Here is an 18,615-nt window from a genome sequence, read left to right on the forward strand (position 1 = left end):
ACCATGACAAACAATCTATTCGACTCATCACAGGCAGGGCAAATCAAACTTCGAGAAATATCCATGTTTAATTGGGGCTCATTTGCAGGGCTACACACCGCCCACATCGACCCAAACGGCACGCTGATTACAGGCGATAATGGGGCAGGAAAATCCACCCTTGTTGATGCTTTAATGGCATTACTCATGCCACCCCGTCAAGCCAACTTTAATATTGCCGCCGCCCAAAATGACAAATCCGACCGCACCATTTTGTCCTATATGCGGGGCAGTTATGGCCAAACGCATGACGGTGCGACCACAGCGACCAAATCCAAGCGTAATAAAAAAGTCATCACAGGGCTTAGGGCGTTATATCATCAAGGCGATAACGATGATAAGAAAAAAGATAAAAACAAGGGCAATGATATTACCTTGATTGGACTGTTTTGGGCGGACAGCAATGCCACCAGTGTGAGTGATGTCAGACGTATTTATTTGGTTGCCAATCATGATGTCACTTTACCAGACGTTTTAGCCGAATTTAACGAAAATTATGACCGTCATTTTCGCTCATGGCTAGACAACCAAAACATCAGCCATACCCAAACCTTTGATGCGTATCAGACCCTGTATCAACAAGTGCTGTGTTTGGGTAACAAAAATGCCCCCGCCCTGCTCTCTCGTGCCTTGGGGCTAAAAAAGATTGATAATCTCACCGACTTAATCCGTACTTTGGTGCTAGAGCCAAGCAACCTTAAAGATGACGCCCAAGGGATTGTAAAAGAGTTTGACACCCTAAAAAAAGAACATGATATCTTGCTTGATGCTCGTGAACAAGCCAAAAAACTTGAGCCATTACCCAATCTTGCCAAAAAATTGGAGCAACTCAAAAGCGATATCGCTCAACTTGAAACACTCGGAAAAGCCGTCCCCATTTATCACGCCAAACACGAACAGCGACAACTTGAGCAAGATTTAGCCGTTTTACAAAGCGACTATCATACCATTAAAAATAATATCGACGAAAATCAAACCCAATTACAGCAGATGCAAGAAAGCTCACAAAAGTACTATACCGAGTACATGAATTTGGGTGGGAATCGCATCGAAGAACTACAAAAAGAAATAGGCTATACCCAAAGAGAATTAGCTCGTATTAGCAAAAACGCATCAGCTTACCAGTCGTTATGCGAAAAATTAACGATAGCTAAAGATTTACAGCAAACTATCTTTGAACATCATCAACAGCAAGCGGTCAATGAGCAACAAAACCTTGAACATCAGCTAACAGAAGCACAAAGCGACTTTGGCGTGGTTAGTGGGCAATTTAGCTTGATTCAACAAGAATTTACCCATATCCAAGCCGAAGTCCAAGAAATTAAAGCCCGACCCAATTCCAACATTCCGCTTCAATTACAACAATGGCGAGATACACTTTGCCATGATTTAAATCTTTCTTTGGATAATACCAAATTTATCGGCGAAATGTTGGATATCAAAGGCGACCAAACCACTTGGCAAGGGGCGATAGAGCGAGCGTTGGGCGGACTGAGAACCACGCTATTAGTCGATAAAGCTGTGTATTCAAGCGTGACAAGCTACATCAACAGCCAACGCCACACAGGGCTACATCTGCGAGTGCAAGTCGTTGATAGCGATAACCGTCAATCAGCTGAATTTTTGCCAAATGGCTTTTTAAGAAAACTGGCATGGCGAGAGCATCCGTACCGAGAGTGGCTCAAAGGTTTTTTGAAAAAACACGATTTAACCTGTGTCGAAAGTACGCAAGTTTTGGACAATACGCCTTTTTCGATGACTATCAACGGCTTAATTCACAAAGAAAAAGGACGTTTTGAAAAAAAAGATATCAGCAAAATCGATGACAAACGCCAATGGCAACTGGGTTTTAATAACCAAGTGTTGTTAAATTCATTATTAGAGCAACAAGCGGATTTAAGAAATCAGCTATTAGGGCAAGAAAAACGGCTTAACCAATCTCGCCAAACCATGGAAAACATCAGAAAGCTAAAAGAAAATTGGCAAAAAATCCAAGACTTCACTTGGCGTGAGATTGATGTACCAAGCTGGCAACAGCAACTCGAACAGCAACAACAGCAACTGGCGATTATCGAAAATGCCCAAGGCGATATTGCCAAATTCAAACAACTTTATCAAGAAAGCAAAGACAGCATCGTCACTTTGACCCAACAAAGCCAAACATTAAACCGTCAAGAAGGCAAAATCCAAGAAAAACTCAATTATATCGAAACTAAAATTAGCCAGAACGCCCATTTGGCTAATCAAGCCATTAGCGAAGACACCCTTGCACAACTCGATAAACACAGCCAAAATCTAGCCGATAAATTCCAACTGGCAAGCACAATTCAAGCGAGTCTAGACAGTAAAACCAAACGTCTAAGCGAAGAAACCAACACCGCAGGGCGGATTATGGCAGGCTTTAAAGCCAATCCAAAATGGCAACCCATTAGTGCCGACTGGACGGATAATGAGCAAGGCATGGCGGATTTTATTGGTTATTATGACAAACTGGTCAAAGAAGGCTTGGGCAAACTCACCGAAAAATTTGAAAGCCGAATGAATAACAATCTCACCCAATCATTGGTCAATTTTAGAACCAAAATGAACACTGAGAAAGAACAAATCAAACAAGGCATTGAACAGGTCAATCAAGTGTTGCAAAAAACCGAGTTTCGCCCCAATACCTTTTTACGCCTAAAAATCAAATCCGAAAACTATGCCCATGTGGTTGATTTTAATAAACAATTAACGAATTTAATGGGATTGATGACCACCGAAGAACATGAAAAACGCTTTAAGCTATTAAGTGATATTAATGTGATTTTGGACAAAGCATCGAGCGGTACGACCGCCAACAATGTCGAGAGCCTAAGACTGCTAGACCCACGCTATCAGATGAGTTTTAATGCCGAAGAGTTTAAAACCGACCTTGACACAGGCGAAGAGCAAGTCATCGATGTTTTGAGTTCATCGAGTGGCAAATCGGGTGGCGAAAAAGAATCCTTTGCAGGCATTATCGTCGCTGCTAGTCTTGCCTATGTACTGACGCCAACAGGTGGCGATAAGCCCATTTACAGTACCGTGTTTTTGGATGAAGCATTCTCTAATACACAAGAATCCGTCAGCCGCCGTGTGCTTAATGTCTTTAACAAACTTAATATTCACATCAACCTAATTACGCCCTACAAAAATCTGAACCTAGCACGAGAAGCTGCTAATAGTTTGATTATCTGTGAACGTAATATCAACGAACATGAAAGCCAGATGACCGAAGTAACATGGGAAGAATATGACCAACAAAAAAACCAAACTAATCATCTAAAAAATCAGCTTGAAAACATGAATATACAAATACAAAGTATGACAACCTAGGATGGTAAAACATGACGGCATGGGGGAAGTTGCCAAAAGAAGTCGTTGATGAATTGAACCGACGTTATTGGCAAAATATTGGCAAATTTAAACAATTGTTAAAAGGAAATATGCCACAAAAAACTATTTTTCCAATCGTTGTACCTTTAAAACCGCCAACTTCTGGCAAAGTCATTGCTCAAGATACACAATCTTTTCAAGCGTTTGTCAAAGCTTGGCAGGCGTTTGAAGGTGATTATCCCAATCTTAAAATCCAATGGCAGACAAAAAATTTGGGATTTTTGGGCGAGCAGAAAATTCCCACAAAATTGATTATCAATGATTTACCTAAGCTAACAGAGATGTTGGGTCAATCAGCGACGCAGCGAATCAGCAGTTTGCAAGAAAAATTTCAACAATTGGTGCAATTAGGCAAGACTACTGACGTTCAAAAACGTATTTTTAATAACTTGATTAGCTATCTTGAAATGATAGAACCGCTATCAGATTTGCAAGTTATCAAGCTTACAAAACTTTTGCCACAACTAAAAGTCGCCATGGGTAAAGGAAATTACCTTAGGGCAATTAACATTGAAGGAATTGATACCAAATTTATCGAAAACAATTTAAAAGTGATAGAAATTCTAGCAGAAAGCTTATATTCCCCCACTCAGCAAACTATCGATAACGCATCGATTGCAGAATTTGATTTGCTCAACTGGTTAAGGTGTGAGATAAAGCCAAAAGATTGGCTATTCGTGCGACCGCTTTGTGAGCAATCAAAAACTGCATTGGCTAACTTACCGATTCTAAAGTTATCATCACAAACTTTATTGTCATATGAATTACCTGCCAAAAACATCCTTGTCATTGAAAATGAAATGCCTTGTTTTATGTTACCACATTTACCTAATACAATTGCTGTAGCTGGTGGTGGTAAAAACCTAACATGGTTAAAAGCAGAATGGTTAAAAACTAAAAAAGTCGCCTATTGGGGTGATATTGATTCTGAAGGCTTGGCGATGCTATCAGATGCACGTAGAAAATGTCCGAATATTCACTCCATTATGATGGATAAAACCACTTATGATTTGTATGAGAACAGTCGAGGAGATGAACCCATTTTTACCAAAAGTGTACCTGAGTTTTTGCGAAAAGAAGAAACCGAATTATTTGATTTTATCGCTCAACAAGAGATAAACCAAAGAAGGTTAGAACAAGAATTTATCGCTCAAGATTATATGATAGCTGAACTTCATAAATGGTTACTTACTAATATTTAAGCCATAAGCAAATTTCAACATTGCTATGAATAAAGATACTTCAAAATTTTTTTATTGGTATTATCTTTATTATATCTATTATAGACATTCTCAATTCCGGTCTATCAGCGGATTCGATAATCTAAAGATGTACAGATAGGAGAATTAAAATGTACAAATAGGATAAATAAAGACGTCAAATAGGTGAGTTAAAATGTACGGATAGGTGAAACCGGTGTACAGATAGGTGAAATGTATAATGATAAAGATTTAGCCGAAATATCATCAGAAATTCGGTACGATAATCAAGAAAATTGTTAGGCTTTGTAACCGATGCATTTTAAGATAGTTTATGATTTTATCCATAACGCTTTAGACTTCTATACTCTCACTAAATAGTTTTATAGCGAGTCAAGAAGTGGGGAATGAGCATAATTTTTATAAAAAAGGTGCAAACGAAGTTATGATTATTAAATCAAATACTTTGGTTGAAGCAGGATATGACCTGACTGAAGCTGAACAAGATTTAATGACATTAGCAGTCAATAAATTGCATCGTCTCAAGTCAGGTAGTCGGCGAGTAATGATTAGTGCTCAAGAGTTCGCTGCGGCTAATCGTGTCAATGAAGTTTATGCCTATCGTGCTTTAAAAGATACCGCTAAAATTTTAGGCGATAGAAAACTCAGATTTACCTTGTATATTGACAAGAATATTCAAGCAGAACATGATACAGATAAATTGACAGTGATTAAGCCTAATCACGATAACTACACCACCTTGCGTTCGGAATACAGTTGGTTGCAAGGTGTGATGTACCAGGACCAACAAGGCTTTATCATCTTAGATTTTTCTGATCCATTGAAGTTTTTGATTGAGAACACCAGCAAATCCTACACTCGTTACGATTTTATCAAAACAGTTGAATTTACAGGTTCTAGTAGTAAAAGATTATATGAGCTAATCAGCAAATGGAAAGATATTGGGAAAATTCCACCGATGACTGTTGAGGCGTGGAAAGATATTTTTGGTGTGTCAGATAAATACCCGAAAATTGCCGAGTTTCGTAGAAGAGTGTTAGATCCAGCCATAGAGCAAATTAATAAACAGGGAGATTATCACTTAACGCTTGAATCTCAACGAACGGGTCGAAGTATTTCTCATCTAGAACTAATAATTAAACAAAAGCGAAAAACAAATAAAGAAGAAAAGGCTGATTCAAAATGCATCAAACTACTAACAACTTCTCAAGCTCAAACATTTGCTAAAAAGTTAGCTAATGATAGCGGATTTGGTAGTAACTTTGCTCGTATAGGCGAATCATCTAATGATTTTTTAAGGCGTTTAATAGATGAATTACAGAGGGATAAAAATAGAGTATCTGACTATATGCCTTATTTAATCAAGCTTGGATTTAAATAATAAAAAAAGTACGATGATTACATCGTACTTTTTTTATGAGTTTAACAATCAAACCGTCTTAAAATCATTACCAATAAAGATTACCTGTCCAATGACTGAAAAATACCCATTTTCATCAATTTTAGTTTGTGGAACATCAAACAATGGGTATTTACTATTATCACTTATTAAACGAAGCCCATTAGGCAAACGTTGCACTCGACGTATAAATAACTCGGAGTTAATTAGCAGAGCATATATGCCACCATCAATCAATTGATTTTCCGATTTATTTACAACAACAATCGCATCGCTAGCAATTGTAGGTGACATCGTATCACCTTTATAAACATAGCCAACCAACTGCGAAATCTCCAAATCTCGCCCATCTAACCACCATTTAGGTAAAGGGAAATCTAAGTTTATAGGTTGATTTGCATTATTCAATAGATTAAGACTATTAATAGCCAAAGCATCAACGGTATTAATTTGAGCTAAAGATTCCCCACTTAATAGCGTCCATGGATGAACGTTATAAATTCTTGCTAAGTCAAACAAGTACTCAATTTTAGGTTCTCGAGTATTATCCTCTTGTTCCCAATCTTGTAATGAGCTTCTTGAAAAACCAGATGTATGTGCCGCTAATTGGACAACCTCATCACGTGTCAAACGAGCATTTTTTCTAGCTTGCTCTAAGCGAAGTGATAAATTTTTCATAAAAATAACCCTAAATAAGGTATTTTTATATAAAAAAATAACTTATTTTCGAATAAAAAAATGTTTGATATCAATAATTAAGTACCTAAATATAAAAAAATACCTAAAAATATTTAAAAATAGGTTGATTATATAACTGTATATAGGTATTATATCTACATCGGCAGTTGTTTAAGGATTTGATCTAGAAAAACAACCCGATATTAAGTAGAACAATCTAAGTTTAACCCAAAAAAACCTTTTTTTACAAGGAGTCTTTATGACCTTTACATATTTAACCACTGAGGAGCTAGCAGCACGTATTAAATATGACACTGCTACCATTCGAAATCAACTTAAAGATAGCGTACTGATTGAAGGCATTCATTATATACGCCCTTTCGGAGGCCGCAAAATACTTTATGTCTGGGAACAAATTGAGAAAGATATGAAAAAATCTTTTGCCAGTAATATCAATGCGATGACGTTGCAATAGGAGTAAGTATGGCAAATATACGCACGAGAAAAGGCAGCAAGTTTTTATTAGTCGACTTCATGTATATGGGTCAGCGTTGCCGAGAAACGACAAATTTAGAAGATAATCCTGCTAATCGTAAACGACTAGAAAAAGTTGTCCAAAAAATGCAAGCCGAAATTACGCTTGGTATATTTGATTATAAATCATATTTCCCAAAAAGTAATAGAGCTGAACTGATGCAATCGCTAAAAGAACGAGCAGATACCTTGGTTTCTGATACGCCGTTGTTCGGAGAGTTTGCAGAATTATGGTTTGAAGAAAAGAAGTTGGAGTGGCGCAAAGGCTACCAATACAAAATTCGAGTGATTTTAGATAAATACTTGATTAAGTATTTCGGTCAACGAGCAATTTCAGGCATACAAAGAGCAGATGCGTTAGCTTTCCGTACATCCCTCGCCAAAGTGATTTTCGGCAAAGCTAACAACACCTTATCTGCCGCCAGAATCAACTCGATTATGATGACGCTTAATATGATACTCGATGAAGCAGCAAAACGCTACAAATTCGAGAATACGATAGGTGATATCAAAAAACTTAAAAATACTAAGCCCGATATTATGCCGTTTTCGCTCAATGAGGCTTGGTTATTTATTGAGAACGTGCGCAAGGATTACAAAAATTACTATACCGTACGGTTTTTTACAGGTATGCGTACGAGTGAGATTGATGGCTTGCAGTGGCAAGACGTGGATTTTGATAAGCGTGAAATTCGCATTAGACGCGCTTTGGTAAATGGTGAATTAGGCGAAACAAAGACAGCAGATTCAAATCGTGAAATAGCTATGTCTCAATGGGTATATGAAGCCTTAAAAGCACAGCATGAAGTAACATTTGGGCGATCTCAATTTGTTTTCTGTGACAAAAAAGGTAATCCACTGGATTATCACAGCGTGAATCGAAGAGTTTGGGCTCCAACTTTGAAAATTCTTGGTTTGAAACATCGCAGAGCCTATGAAACACGGCATACAGCAGCAACACTTTGGCTAGCCGCGGGTGAAGATCCTACTTGGATTGCTCGTCAGCTAGGCCATGCTAACACAATGATGCTTTTTAAGGTGTACAGCCGTTATGTGCCAAATAATACAAGACGTGATGGTAGCGCATTTGAAGCACTTGTTGCGACAAGCAAACCCATGCAATCAACTAATCAAACAAATAACTGAGGGCATAATGATGGAATTTATTGATTTTCAAAACTTAATACACCAAGCTAATGAAAAAACTCGTAAGCATTTTATCACTGCTGAAGCGCGCGATTTAGGGAATAAACTTATTTTTGAATTTGGTATTACCGAGCATGATGATTTGGCAGACTTTTTAAAGGTTAATTCAAGTCTAAACGGTCAACGGGCAGTGAGAGCATGGGCACAGACCCAACTCTCACTACTAGACAGTGATGAAACAGAATATGAACGGTATCGTCAGCTACGTCGTTTATTTCAACAAACATTACAAGATTTTATATAAGGAGGCAGTATGCGTATCCATTTAGTTTCAAACTCAATGCTCAACGGTAGGTCACTACAAATGTGCCAAGATTATTGGAAACCATCTCAATATATGCAGTTAACGCCATATGAATCGCCTTTAAAACAGCATATTTATTATATCTGTCAGCATTATCAAGTGAGTTTTGAAGAGTTATATCACAAATTATCTTTGATAAAAGCTTACGCCCTAGATATACAATGTGATTGCTGTGGCAAAATGTATGAATTAGAAAATCCCTGCGATTTACCAAACCCTACATCATTGATAGGTTGGAGATGCACGGAATGCACATTGTTTAAAAATACAGGCGTTATACATTTAGATGAATTTCTAAGCCGTTTAGAGCCATATGACGATATTCCATTCTAAGATACTATTTATGTCAAAAATACCGTCAAACTTGACGGTATTTTTTTATTTCTAGATTAGAATTATCGGCAACATAAAATAACCAAACTTATTAAAAAAGATTTTTATACTCTTTTTGCTTTATTAAGAGATTTCACTATAATGTTAAAAATAACTTTAGTATCTGTTCACTCGTGGCTGCTATTACTTCTCATAAATTACGTCAATATTATTTATCATTACCACAAGATATAGGGCCATGGTATCAAATATATCATCAATATATTGTTATTAACTTGTTGCATACAGATTTAGAAAGCGAAATTCTTTCACTACTAAAAACGCCAATAATCTTTTATGTCGATGAATCAAAGAATTACTTTATACAAAATAATATTTTGTTTTATTATCTATTATATAGCCCAGAGTTTGGGATCATAATCCCGCAAAATTTGTTAATTAAACGATCTAAAGAAATCCATTTTGATTTAACTGAGATTTTCAAAGAACTAATAACAATAATCAAAAATCATCAAAAAAAATTACCCATAAAATCTATCTATACAGCAATTAAAAGCTTACTCCCACCAAATATATGCCAAAAAATGTTTCATAAAAATGTCTTTACTATTGAGCAGTATTGCCAGTTAATTGATATCTCAACAGCCACCTATAAAAGAGCAAGTTAATGTCTGCTAAAAGAACTAAACTGTCTCATAGCCTCGGTTTTAAAATTCTGAACGAAGAAGAAGTTCAATTATTAATTGAACAGATTTTTTTAAATGAAGGCTTGGTGATAGAGGCATTGCCGAAACCAACTATTGATAACCAAGGCTATATTATTTCACCGCAAAGCTGTCAAGACTTATTAAATATAATAATGATTGGGCAGAAAGCATTAACTCAATTTCCTTTGACAAAAGAAACATTAGAGCAGTTATCAGAGCCTGTAGCGATGCCTCCTCATTTGGCAAAAAGCCTAAAAAATAATAAAAACTTAAATAAGCAAATGGTCTTTTTGCAATTGCCGATACTACTTGAGCGAGAAAAATCTAATCCTAAACAATTAGCATGGCTAAAAATCGCTATTTATTTAACCTTAATGATGTATCGATTGGATAAGCCCAGTTATTACAAAGCGTTGAGTGTTCGTTTTAAGTTACCAATAACACGCTCACAGTCTGTTTATACTTGGCTCAAAGAAAAATTACCTGATATAAATGAAGGGTCAGATTTACACTTTGATACATTAATCGAGCATTTTAAAGTCCTATCAGAAACCATTACCGCTTCAGAAAAAAGCAAAAATCCCCAAAAAGACCAAAAGCAGAAACGCAACCAAGTGGGCCATATTGCCTTATATCTTGAGCTGATTACAGGCAAAAAAACCAAAAAAGCGGTCGATAAAGAAATAAAGGCATCTGAAGAACCTGTCCTATTCCCAAATAATGATAAGCCAGTTGCTTTTAGCTTGCCTTCTTTTATCAATAATGGAACGAAAGGCAATAATACCAATAATTTAGAAGTAAATATCCCAATAGATACCAATTTAGTCAAATACGAACCGCTAGATACAGAAAATAGTTCTCAATCTATTAAGCTGACGGCTTTTTCAGCCATACCTATCGAGTTGAATAATATTCGTCAGCCGATGTTTATTGAAGAGCTAGTAGACAATTTAGAGCCACCCATTGTTACCAGTATTTATACTTCAAATGATTTGGTCAAAAACTCTGCTCCCTTACAAATTAAAGATTTAAACTTAGCCCAGCATAGCATTAGTGCTAAAGAACAACACTTAGTCACTCATCCTTCGACCCTTACTCCAGCCAGTTACCAAGAAGTATTCGCCCGATTTGTTATTGATGCAGATATTTATCATAAAAACAAACAGCTAAAAAAATCAGAAACTGATGAAAAGAGCCTAGAAAAGTTACGACTGATTAAAAACTGTGCAAGTGTTTTTTTATTATCCATGCTAACGGCGACTTCTGTAAATTGGCTTATTCAGCCGAAAATTCTAAAAAAATCAAAGTTATTTGAGTTCGGTAAAAGACATGCAAGATTAGAGTTTGTGTTGGGTATTACCCGTCAAAAACTTGTCTTTCGCCAAAATAAATATGAAAATCAATATGATATTATCAAACTGCCATTGCCACAACAATTGCTCAATTACCTTGTCACGCTTAAGAAGTTTCCCACATCTGAAGAACTGCAAGTTTATTTATCATCGGTAAGGCAAGATTTGGGCATTACTTATCTGTCAAAGCAACGCATAGAGTCCAGCCTGCAAATCATTTTGAAAAACTATGTGCAAGGCTGTAATAGTCATATTGCGGATATACTCAGTCGTGTTCCACTCAATCAAGCTCCTGCGATGTACTACAGTAGCCATACCAATGAAGAACTCGTAGCATTTTACCGTCAAGCAGTGGTGTGGCTAAATAAATATGAAGCTTTGGATACGGGCTATATCAAGAAACAAGAAGATTTTACGACAGGTTCGGGCTTTGCTCTAAAAATTGAGTACGTCAAAGAGATTTTTGAAGATTTACAAAATTTAGTTTTAAAGGCACCAAGCACAATTGAGCTATTTAACCGCTATAGTGTCTATGTTTGGCTAATCTTTTGTGTATTGACAGGGGTACGACCCAATAATGCGATTAGTCATATTCACGACATCGATTTAACTGTTGGTTGGCTGATGATTGATGATAAGCCGAATAGAGCTGTAAAAAGCCATCGATTAATTCCGCTCTGCCAAGCACTGACACAGCATTTAAGGCTTTATCGCCAGTTTCTATCAGATTTTCGTCATCAGCATATTCATCAATCTAAGGTATCAAGAAAAATTGAAACCATTCTGTTTGAGTTACAACGAAGCGGGGATAAAGCAGAACATCATTTGCTAAATCTGATGGCAGAAAATGCTGATAAAGTTAGCTCAATACAACGCGGACAAGTGGCACAGCTTTTAAAAAATATCATAGAGTTATCGCCATACTGGACACGCCATTTTGTCAGAACACAACTTGAAAAACGCCAAATGCCGATGACTATTATCAATGAAATTATTGGACATGAACGTCATTTGCAACAAGCTTTGGGCGAATACTCAAGCATCAGTAAATCTCAAATAAAGCAGCAAGCCAAAATTTTTGATGATATAGCGACTGAGCTTGGTTTAACGTTAAGCGATAAAGATTTTGCAAATAAAGTTACTGAGCGATTGCGAGCGTTAAGTTTATGAAATTATCAGCCTTAACTTTTACCCCACGACTGCAATCCAGTCAAGAGAGTAGAAATCGTGTACCAGTTGTGAGTTTGCAAGAGTTGTTATTTGCCGACTTATGGCAACTTTGGGATAAACTTCAATTCAAAGACGGTTTCCGTGATAGCGGTGAAAGAAGTCAGAAAATTAATAAAAAAGAAATAGCCAAACAAAGACAAAAACTTGAAGACACACCCCAAGCTAAGCAAGCCTTTAACCGTAAAATATCTGAACTAACTGAGATTTATATTGGCTTGAACAAAAGAGGATATAAAGAATTTGTCAAACAAAGCTATGCACTCATTGATAAAAAATACAGCCAAAATTCAACCGTATATATAAAGGCTACCCAAATATTAACCGAGTTTGTCGTCAATAAAAATAAAAAAACACGGCTAAAAAATGGTTATTACCCACCACCTTTGACCATCAAAACAGGTACGAAACAAAATCCTTACCGAATTAATCCAGATTGGATTCGTCAAGGCAAAAAAATATCTCAAATTATCGCTTTGATTCTAACGCATTGGCAACATACCAATTTTCATCAAACCATTAATGACAGTCAGAAAAACCAACAAGTAGCTATGGGCTGGCTGGCTGTTTCAGGTATCATATTTGGCGGTATTAACGATAAAGAAATGCTGATAGGTTGGCTTCAGACACTATCGCAAGCTGAATGTTTATCTTTTATCGATTATCGAGTAATTGCTAATATTCGCTATTGCAATGAAAAATACGGCAATGAACGTGTTAGTGATATTAATAGCAAAAAATCGCTTATCTATAATTCACAGCAGATTTGTGTCGATTTGGTCAGTCAAATGTGGTTATTGACCGTGAGGAAAATACCAATTGAAGTTCGAAACAGATTGATAGAAATTGAACTTGAGCAATTGGTATTGCAAGCTTTACAGTCTGTACTACCTGAGTATTTATTTGAAGGGATAAAATTAAAATTTTTGTTGGATAATGCCAGTTATTATTGGGAGTTATTAGAGAATGTCAACATTGACCAAACTATGGTTGGTGTTTTGCAAGGTACAGAAAATACCGCAGGGTTATTAACATCACAGTTTAACGACTTGTTTTTCGATGCTTTTGAGTGTAGAAAGTTAGAGAAACTGTATAATTTGACGGATTTGGTAAGCTTAACTGCCAAAAAACAAAAAGTGCTGAGTGATGCTTCCATTGCTTTATCAGCCCAAATTCGTCATTCCGATTTAATTGATGAGATACGCCATATTTTTCGCAAAAAATATGATAAAAAAAGAACAGAATTAAAAGTTGGTGAAAAACTAACCCAACAACGTAAACTGGCATTGTATATTGAGGATTTAAACAGTTTGCTTATAAGATTTGACCACATAAGCGAACAGATCTTGATTAAATGGATAATTTCTTTATTTTCTGGCAAAAAACCAGTTAAAACAGATACAGCAGAAAAGTATCTTTCTTCAATAGGTTATGATTGGTTGTATTATACGCTTGGAGAAAACTTGCTCGATTGGGAGGAAGATGATTTCGAGGCTATTTATGAGCAAATACTAGACTTTAAACGCATAGGACTAGGCAATGAAGCGATTAACTATCCTGCGGGACGCTTGCAACAATTGCATGGTTTTACTCATAAAAACTTTGGTATTGTCAAGGTAGTTATCCCAGAAGCAACATCCGAGAAGAAGGTAAGGGCAGAATGGATTTCTTTCGCTCTCTATCAAGCGATTTTACAGCAAATACGCCTAAACATAGATTCATTAGAAGCAGATATGTTGTTATCGCTGTTTATCTTGCTGTATCGCACAGGTATGCGAAAGTTTGAACTGTTGGGACTCAAGTACAGCGATATCGAAAATTTGGACGGCGGACAGCCGTCAATCATTGTACGTCCTAACCAGCATCGACGGTTGAAAACAGATGTGAGTAACCGAAGAATTCCACTATATACGCTTTTGATGCCTGAAGAATTGCAGTTTGTTTTAGACTTTTTACAGTCAAATCGTAGTAATGATAAACATCAATTGGTATTCACCTTATCAAACAGTAAAGAACGACTGCCTAGCACCTTTATAAATAAGCTATTAGCCAACATTTTAGCTGATATAGACCCAAGAAAAATCGGTCATGTTGTCCACGGCTTTCGCCATACCGCCATTAGCAATATTAGCCTAATTCTCAATAGTGATAGTCAGCTGGCATCTACAGTGACAGGGGTTGATGAGCCACAAATCGGACAGATCAAATCAGAGTTACTTGGGCAAAATGAGTATAATCAATTTGGCTGGTATCTAGTGGCAGGTATTGCGGGGCATTTTTCGCCAGAACGTGGGCTAGAATACTATAATCACTTTGCAATGTTGTCGGCAACGTTTGAGATAACTAAAGCCAATCCCGCTATGCCAAGGACACTTATCAGTAATTTAACAGGTTTGAGTATTCAAAACTTTAAAGACAATGCGATTAACATTACCGATGAATATATCCACCTATCTCACTTAAGAAAATTATTGTATCGGCATTCATTGGGCTTAAAACACAGTCAACAACCCAAAAATATGGCTTTTAAAAATATACTAGCCGATATTTTTGATAATACAGCGAATTCATCGGCGGATTTATTCCGTCGATATAGTCTCAACAAGCTGATGACCATGCTACAGGATTTTAACAATGGGTTATCGAATTTAGAAATTAGTAGCAAAATCAAAATACCGCTGGATGATATTAAGTTGTTTAAGCAACGAGCCGAAGCTATTGCCAATATAAAAACGACAAAAAGGAGAAAAGCTAACAACAATGGTAGAAAAGTACGGCAATCTAAGCCCCGCTTTGTCGATACAAATAATCCCTATCTTCCCATGCAAAATTCGTTTCATATCGAACTTCGAATGTTGCATGAGATTATGAAGCGAGCGACAAAATTTCGCTTAAATTTTCCGCAAGACTGGCAATGGTTTATCACAGTGATAACGAATAGGGCCACCACTAGTCATGCAACGATAGCTTTTAAAGCTTCAAGTCAAGATTTGGTGGATTTTCTGCGTTTTATCATTATCGCCGAACAAATATTTACGCTAGAATGGTGTATGTATGCCCACAAACAGTCTTTATGGCCAAGTATCGCAAAAGGCTTTGAAGAATCAGAGCTTGGTCAAAACGATAATCAGCTAGACGCAGATAATCAGACTTTTGAAGATAGGGCAAAACTACTTCATCATAAATTAGATGATACACAATCAACAATTATCTTTGGGATTAAAGTCAAAAATCCTAGAATTAGCGAACCAAACAATGCTAATGAGATAAAAGCACCCTATAAATATATGTTTTCTCCATTATTGCGGTTTTTTACCCATATGATGCTCTTGCAGGATGAAACGAATTTTAGCTTAGAAGACTTAGATAAAATAGGTAAAAAATAAGGTAGCCAATTCTGAGAGTCAGTTAGTATGTCTTTCTCATAAGTACGTTAAACCAAACCTGTGAATTTTGACTGCGATTATCTTTTGTTAGCCATAAATTAAGGGTAGAAAGACCTAAATATTGAATAAGTAGTTGCCAACGAATTTCATTCATATGACAAAAAAAACGCTCATTATCATAGCGTTCACTGTCACCATATTTGAAAGAAGCGTATAAAACGCCATTCTTGTTGAGACAGTTTGATAGCTTGGCAAGTAGAGTAGTCAGCTCATTAAAAGGACAATGAAGTAGGGAGGCACATGCCCAAATTCCATCAAATTTTCCCTGCCAATCTGATGTAAGTAAATCTTCAAAGGTTAAACATTGCCACTCAACTAAGTTTGTTGAATCATGTGTTTTTGCCCACTCGATAAGCGGTTGACTGGCATCAATCGCCGTCACTCGATAGCCTAATTTGGCAAAATGAATTGCATCTCGTCCAGAACCACACCCTATATCTAATATTTTTTGACTGTCATTTGGCAATGCTTGTAGAAAAGGCATATACACCTTTGACATATCGACATTGAATGTTTGATCCACAAACGATTTTGCATGATGTTGATAATAGTCTAGAGTACTTGATGAAGCGGACATATTAGAAGTTTGGATTAAAAGTTAAATCAATGGATTCGAGTTTCTTGGGAGGTAGCCAAATCAGATCATTATTTTCAATCGCCATTTGATAAGCCCAAGCACCTACGTTCTGTGTTTGCGGTAAATTGGTAAAGAAATTGTGCGTCATTGCGTAATCGTGTATTTGAGAGCCGTGGGTGTGATTACGATCATTCCATTTTTCGAAAAAATCAGTGTGTGCCAAGTAGTCTCTTTTGGCATTGTTGCATTTGTGATCCGCTAGTACAAAATTATGAGCAGTGTCGTTGGGATATTTTGACCAAGGAATAAAGTGATCAACTTCGGCAGTTTTGGTAAAGTCGGTTAATTTACTGCCACAATAAAAACATCGATTATCTTGCAAGTCTGATAATAAAGGTAAAAATATACTTAAATTCTGACGCGACTCACCAAATAAAAACTGTTGTAAATCTATAATATCTGAAAATAAGGACTGATTATTCTTTCGAATAAATTCAGTCCAATATTGTTGGCATAATTTATTAATAATTACGCTGTAATGGGCAAAACAATAAGCAATACCCTGTTTTAATTCAATGCCATTCGTATGGGCGTGATAGTCATATAAAAACGTCGAGTGAATATTCTTCTCAGGCGTTTGCAAGTATTGAGCTGGATTTCGCTTGATGTTACTTGCTACCTTTTTTCTTAAGCCGTGCCACTGACTAGCCAATTTTACTTTAGCTTTATTGATATTGGGCTCGATGGTTCTTAACTCTATAATGTCTTTAATAACGGATGCTTGACCACCTGTTAACTGCTTTAAAATCTCACCATCTTGAACCTGTTTTGGTGCATAAGGTAAGCTTTGTGACCAGTATAATTGGATAAAATGATCAGCAAGATGGTGATAAGAAATAAAAAGGCAACGATCATCATTAACTGCTGATTCAATCGAAGAATTGACTAAAGACATGAGTAATGCAAACTTATAAGTCGCAGTGTAGCTACTCATTTCTAATAACCATTGGATGTATTTCAAAAACTGAATTTGAAAATCAAAACTGGGTATAGCGTTCATTTTTAAAGTTACGCTTGTATATAATTAATAGTTATATTTTTCACATCCTAATATATACATGAGAAATCTAAAAATGTAAATTTTATAATCAATGTAATTCATAAAATTGCACTAATATAAAACTATTTTAGTTCTAAATTAATTATCTTTTAATGCCAACTGTTTAAGTGCATAACGAATAATGCCGCTATGAGTTTGTCCATATTTATCCGCAAGCTCAACCAACAAATTATATTCATATTCATTTAAAGGTAGCGTATGTGATTTAAATTTGCGTGGTGCTTTTGGATTGATGGGAGAAGCGTTGTCTGAAGTCTGATTAGCATTATCAATGCCATTGATAAAATCATCTTCAGAAATGGGTGTGTCACTGGTACGACGTTTAATCATAATTTTAACTCCTGCATTAATGTTTTAAACTCAGTTGCCGCTTTGGCATTATTGGCTTCAATCACCCCTTTACCATCAGCTAAAACATCACGATAAATCTTTCTATCATGAATCACCGTAGATAAAGGTTTTAGTATAGGGAAGTCTGCTAAGTATTCATTGGCTTGTCCAATTTCTTTATTGGCTTTATTAGTTGGTGCAAGCGTTAATAAGCCATACGATTTTAACTTGTCATTAAAACTTATCGCTTGATCAATCACTTCCGTCAAATGGGGCAGGGTATCTAAATCAAGCTGAGATGGTCTAAATGGCACAATCAACATATCTGCTACTAACATCGCCGTGCGTAGTTCTTTGCTATCATGCCCTGCCACATCAACGACCACATATTCATAACGCTCATTTAAATCCTTGAGCGTACTTTTGATATCACCATAACGCTGAATACAGTGTACTTTTGGCAAAGTTGTTTCATCGCGATCGCGAACCCAATTGGCAGCGTTTTGCTGAGGGTCGGCATCCACCAATATGACATCACAGCCTTTTTGTGCTAAACCGCAAGCCAAGTTAATAGCAATGGTGGATTTGCCACAGCCACCTTTCTGACTGCCTAATAAAATAATCATAATAAATTAATCCACTAAAAAATATTTAATTTAGAACTAAATTAATATCATATCAATAGTTAAATAATGTTGTAATGCAACTGATTATATACTGCTTATAAAG

General features: G+C 36.4%; 15 protein-coding genes. 10 read left to right on the forward strand and 5 right to left on the reverse strand.

Annotation, left to right across the window (positions count from 1 at the left end; translation table 11 throughout):
* The first annotated feature begins 3 nt into the window (after nt 1-3).
* From RT034_RS04545 to RT034_RS04555, 3 genes are all read left to right on the forward strand, one after another.
* Nucleotides 4-3,393, forward strand: a complete 3,390-nt coding sequence (locus RT034_RS04545; RefSeq protein WP_076775506.1) for an ATP-binding protein — start codon at nt 4-6, stop codon at nt 3,391-3,393.
* Nucleotides 3,394-3,404: 11 nt separating this feature from the next.
* Nucleotides 3,405-4,655, forward strand: coding sequence for a Wadjet anti-phage system protein JetD domain-containing protein (locus tag RT034_RS04550; protein WP_076775504.1), 1,251 nt, complete (start codon nt 3,405-3,407; stop codon nt 4,653-4,655).
* 442 nt (nt 4,656-5,097) lie between these two features.
* On the forward strand, nt 5,098-6,054 hold the full coding sequence (locus RT034_RS04555; protein WP_076775502.1) for a RepB family plasmid replication initiator protein: 957 nt from the start codon (nt 5,098-5,100) through the stop codon (nt 6,052-6,054).
* A 48-nt stretch (nt 6,055-6,102) separates the two neighbouring features.
* On the opposite strand, the gene RT034_RS04560 is transcribed toward RT034_RS04555, so the two are convergent.
* A complete protein-coding gene (locus RT034_RS04560) occupies nt 6,103-6,750 on the reverse strand; it encodes an XRE family transcriptional regulator (protein ID WP_313014196.1) in 648 nt (215 codons plus the stop codon).
* A gap of 259 nt (nt 6,751-7,009) precedes the next feature.
* On the opposite strand from RT034_RS04560, the gene RT034_RS04565 reads away from it, so the two are divergent.
* The 7 genes from RT034_RS04565 (at nt 7,010) to RT034_RS04595 (ending at nt 15,799) form a co-directional block, all read left to right on the forward strand.
* Nucleotides 7,010-7,225 (forward strand): hypothetical protein, encoded by a 216-nt coding sequence (locus RT034_RS04565; RefSeq protein ID WP_313014199.1) that lies wholly within the window; start codon nt 7,010-7,012, stop codon nt 7,223-7,225.
* A gap of 8 nt (nt 7,226-7,233) precedes the next feature.
* Complete coding sequence (locus RT034_RS04570; protein WP_313014203.1) at nt 7,234-8,430, forward strand: Arm DNA-binding domain-containing protein; 1,197 nt, start codon at nt 7,234-7,236, stop codon at nt 8,428-8,430.
* 7 nt (nt 8,431-8,437) lie between these two features.
* Entirely contained in the window at nt 8,438-8,734 is a 297-nt protein-coding gene (locus RT034_RS04575; protein WP_313014205.1) for a hypothetical protein, read from the forward strand.
* 9 nt (nt 8,735-8,743) lie between these two features.
* Nucleotides 8,744-9,127, forward strand: coding sequence for a hypothetical protein (locus RT034_RS04580; RefSeq protein ID WP_282842436.1), 384 nt, complete (start codon nt 8,744-8,746; stop codon nt 9,125-9,127).
* A 173-nt stretch (nt 9,128-9,300) separates the two neighbouring features.
* The gene (locus RT034_RS04585; RefSeq protein ID WP_313014209.1) at nt 9,301-9,795 is read left to right on the forward strand and encodes a hypothetical protein; all 495 of its coding nucleotides are present in this window, start codon (nt 9,301-9,303) and stop codon (nt 9,793-9,795) included.
* Complete coding sequence (locus tag RT034_RS04590) at nt 9,795-12,356, forward strand: site-specific integrase (protein ID WP_313014211.1); 2,562 nt, start codon at nt 9,795-9,797, stop codon at nt 12,354-12,356. Before RT034_RS04585 ends, RT034_RS04590 begins: the two co-directional genes overlap by 1 nt.
* Nucleotides 12,353-15,799: a site-specific integrase gene (locus RT034_RS04595; RefSeq protein ID WP_313014214.1), complete on the forward strand. Its 3,447-nt coding sequence runs from the start codon at nt 12,353-12,355 to the stop codon at nt 15,797-15,799. The genes RT034_RS04590 and RT034_RS04595 overlap by 4 nt, the downstream gene beginning before the upstream one ends.
* 22 nt (nt 15,800-15,821) lie before the next feature.
* Here the strand turns inward: RT034_RS04595 and RT034_RS04600 are convergent, their stop codons facing one another.
* From RT034_RS04600 to RT034_RS04615, 4 genes are all read right to left on the reverse strand, one after another.
* Complete coding sequence (locus tag RT034_RS04600) at nt 15,822-16,343, reverse strand: class I SAM-dependent methyltransferase (protein ID WP_409566305.1); 522 nt, start codon at nt 16,341-16,343, stop codon at nt 15,822-15,824.
* Nucleotides 16,344-16,437: 94 nt separating this feature from the next.
* Complete coding sequence (locus RT034_RS04605; protein WP_313014219.1) at nt 16,438-17,496, reverse strand: HNH endonuclease; 1,059 nt, start codon at nt 17,494-17,496, stop codon at nt 16,438-16,440.
* A gap of 138 nt (nt 17,497-17,634) precedes the next feature.
* Complete coding sequence (locus tag RT034_RS04610) at nt 17,635-17,886, reverse strand: hypothetical protein (RefSeq protein WP_313014222.1); 252 nt, start codon at nt 17,884-17,886, stop codon at nt 17,635-17,637.
* Nucleotides 17,883-18,512 carry an AAA family ATPase gene (locus RT034_RS04615; RefSeq protein ID WP_313014225.1) on the reverse strand — a complete coding sequence of 210 codons (630 nt, stop codon included), beginning with the start codon at nt 18,510-18,512 and terminating at the stop codon, nt 17,883-17,885. Before RT034_RS04615 ends, RT034_RS04610 begins: the two co-directional genes overlap by 4 nt.
* Nucleotides 18,513-18,615: the final 103 nt, after the last annotated feature.

Origin of the sequence: Moraxella sp. CTOTU48841 (assembly GCF_032061225.1) — a bacterium.
Lineage (GTDB): Bacteria > Pseudomonadota > Gammaproteobacteria > Pseudomonadales > Moraxellaceae > Faucicola > Faucicola cinerea.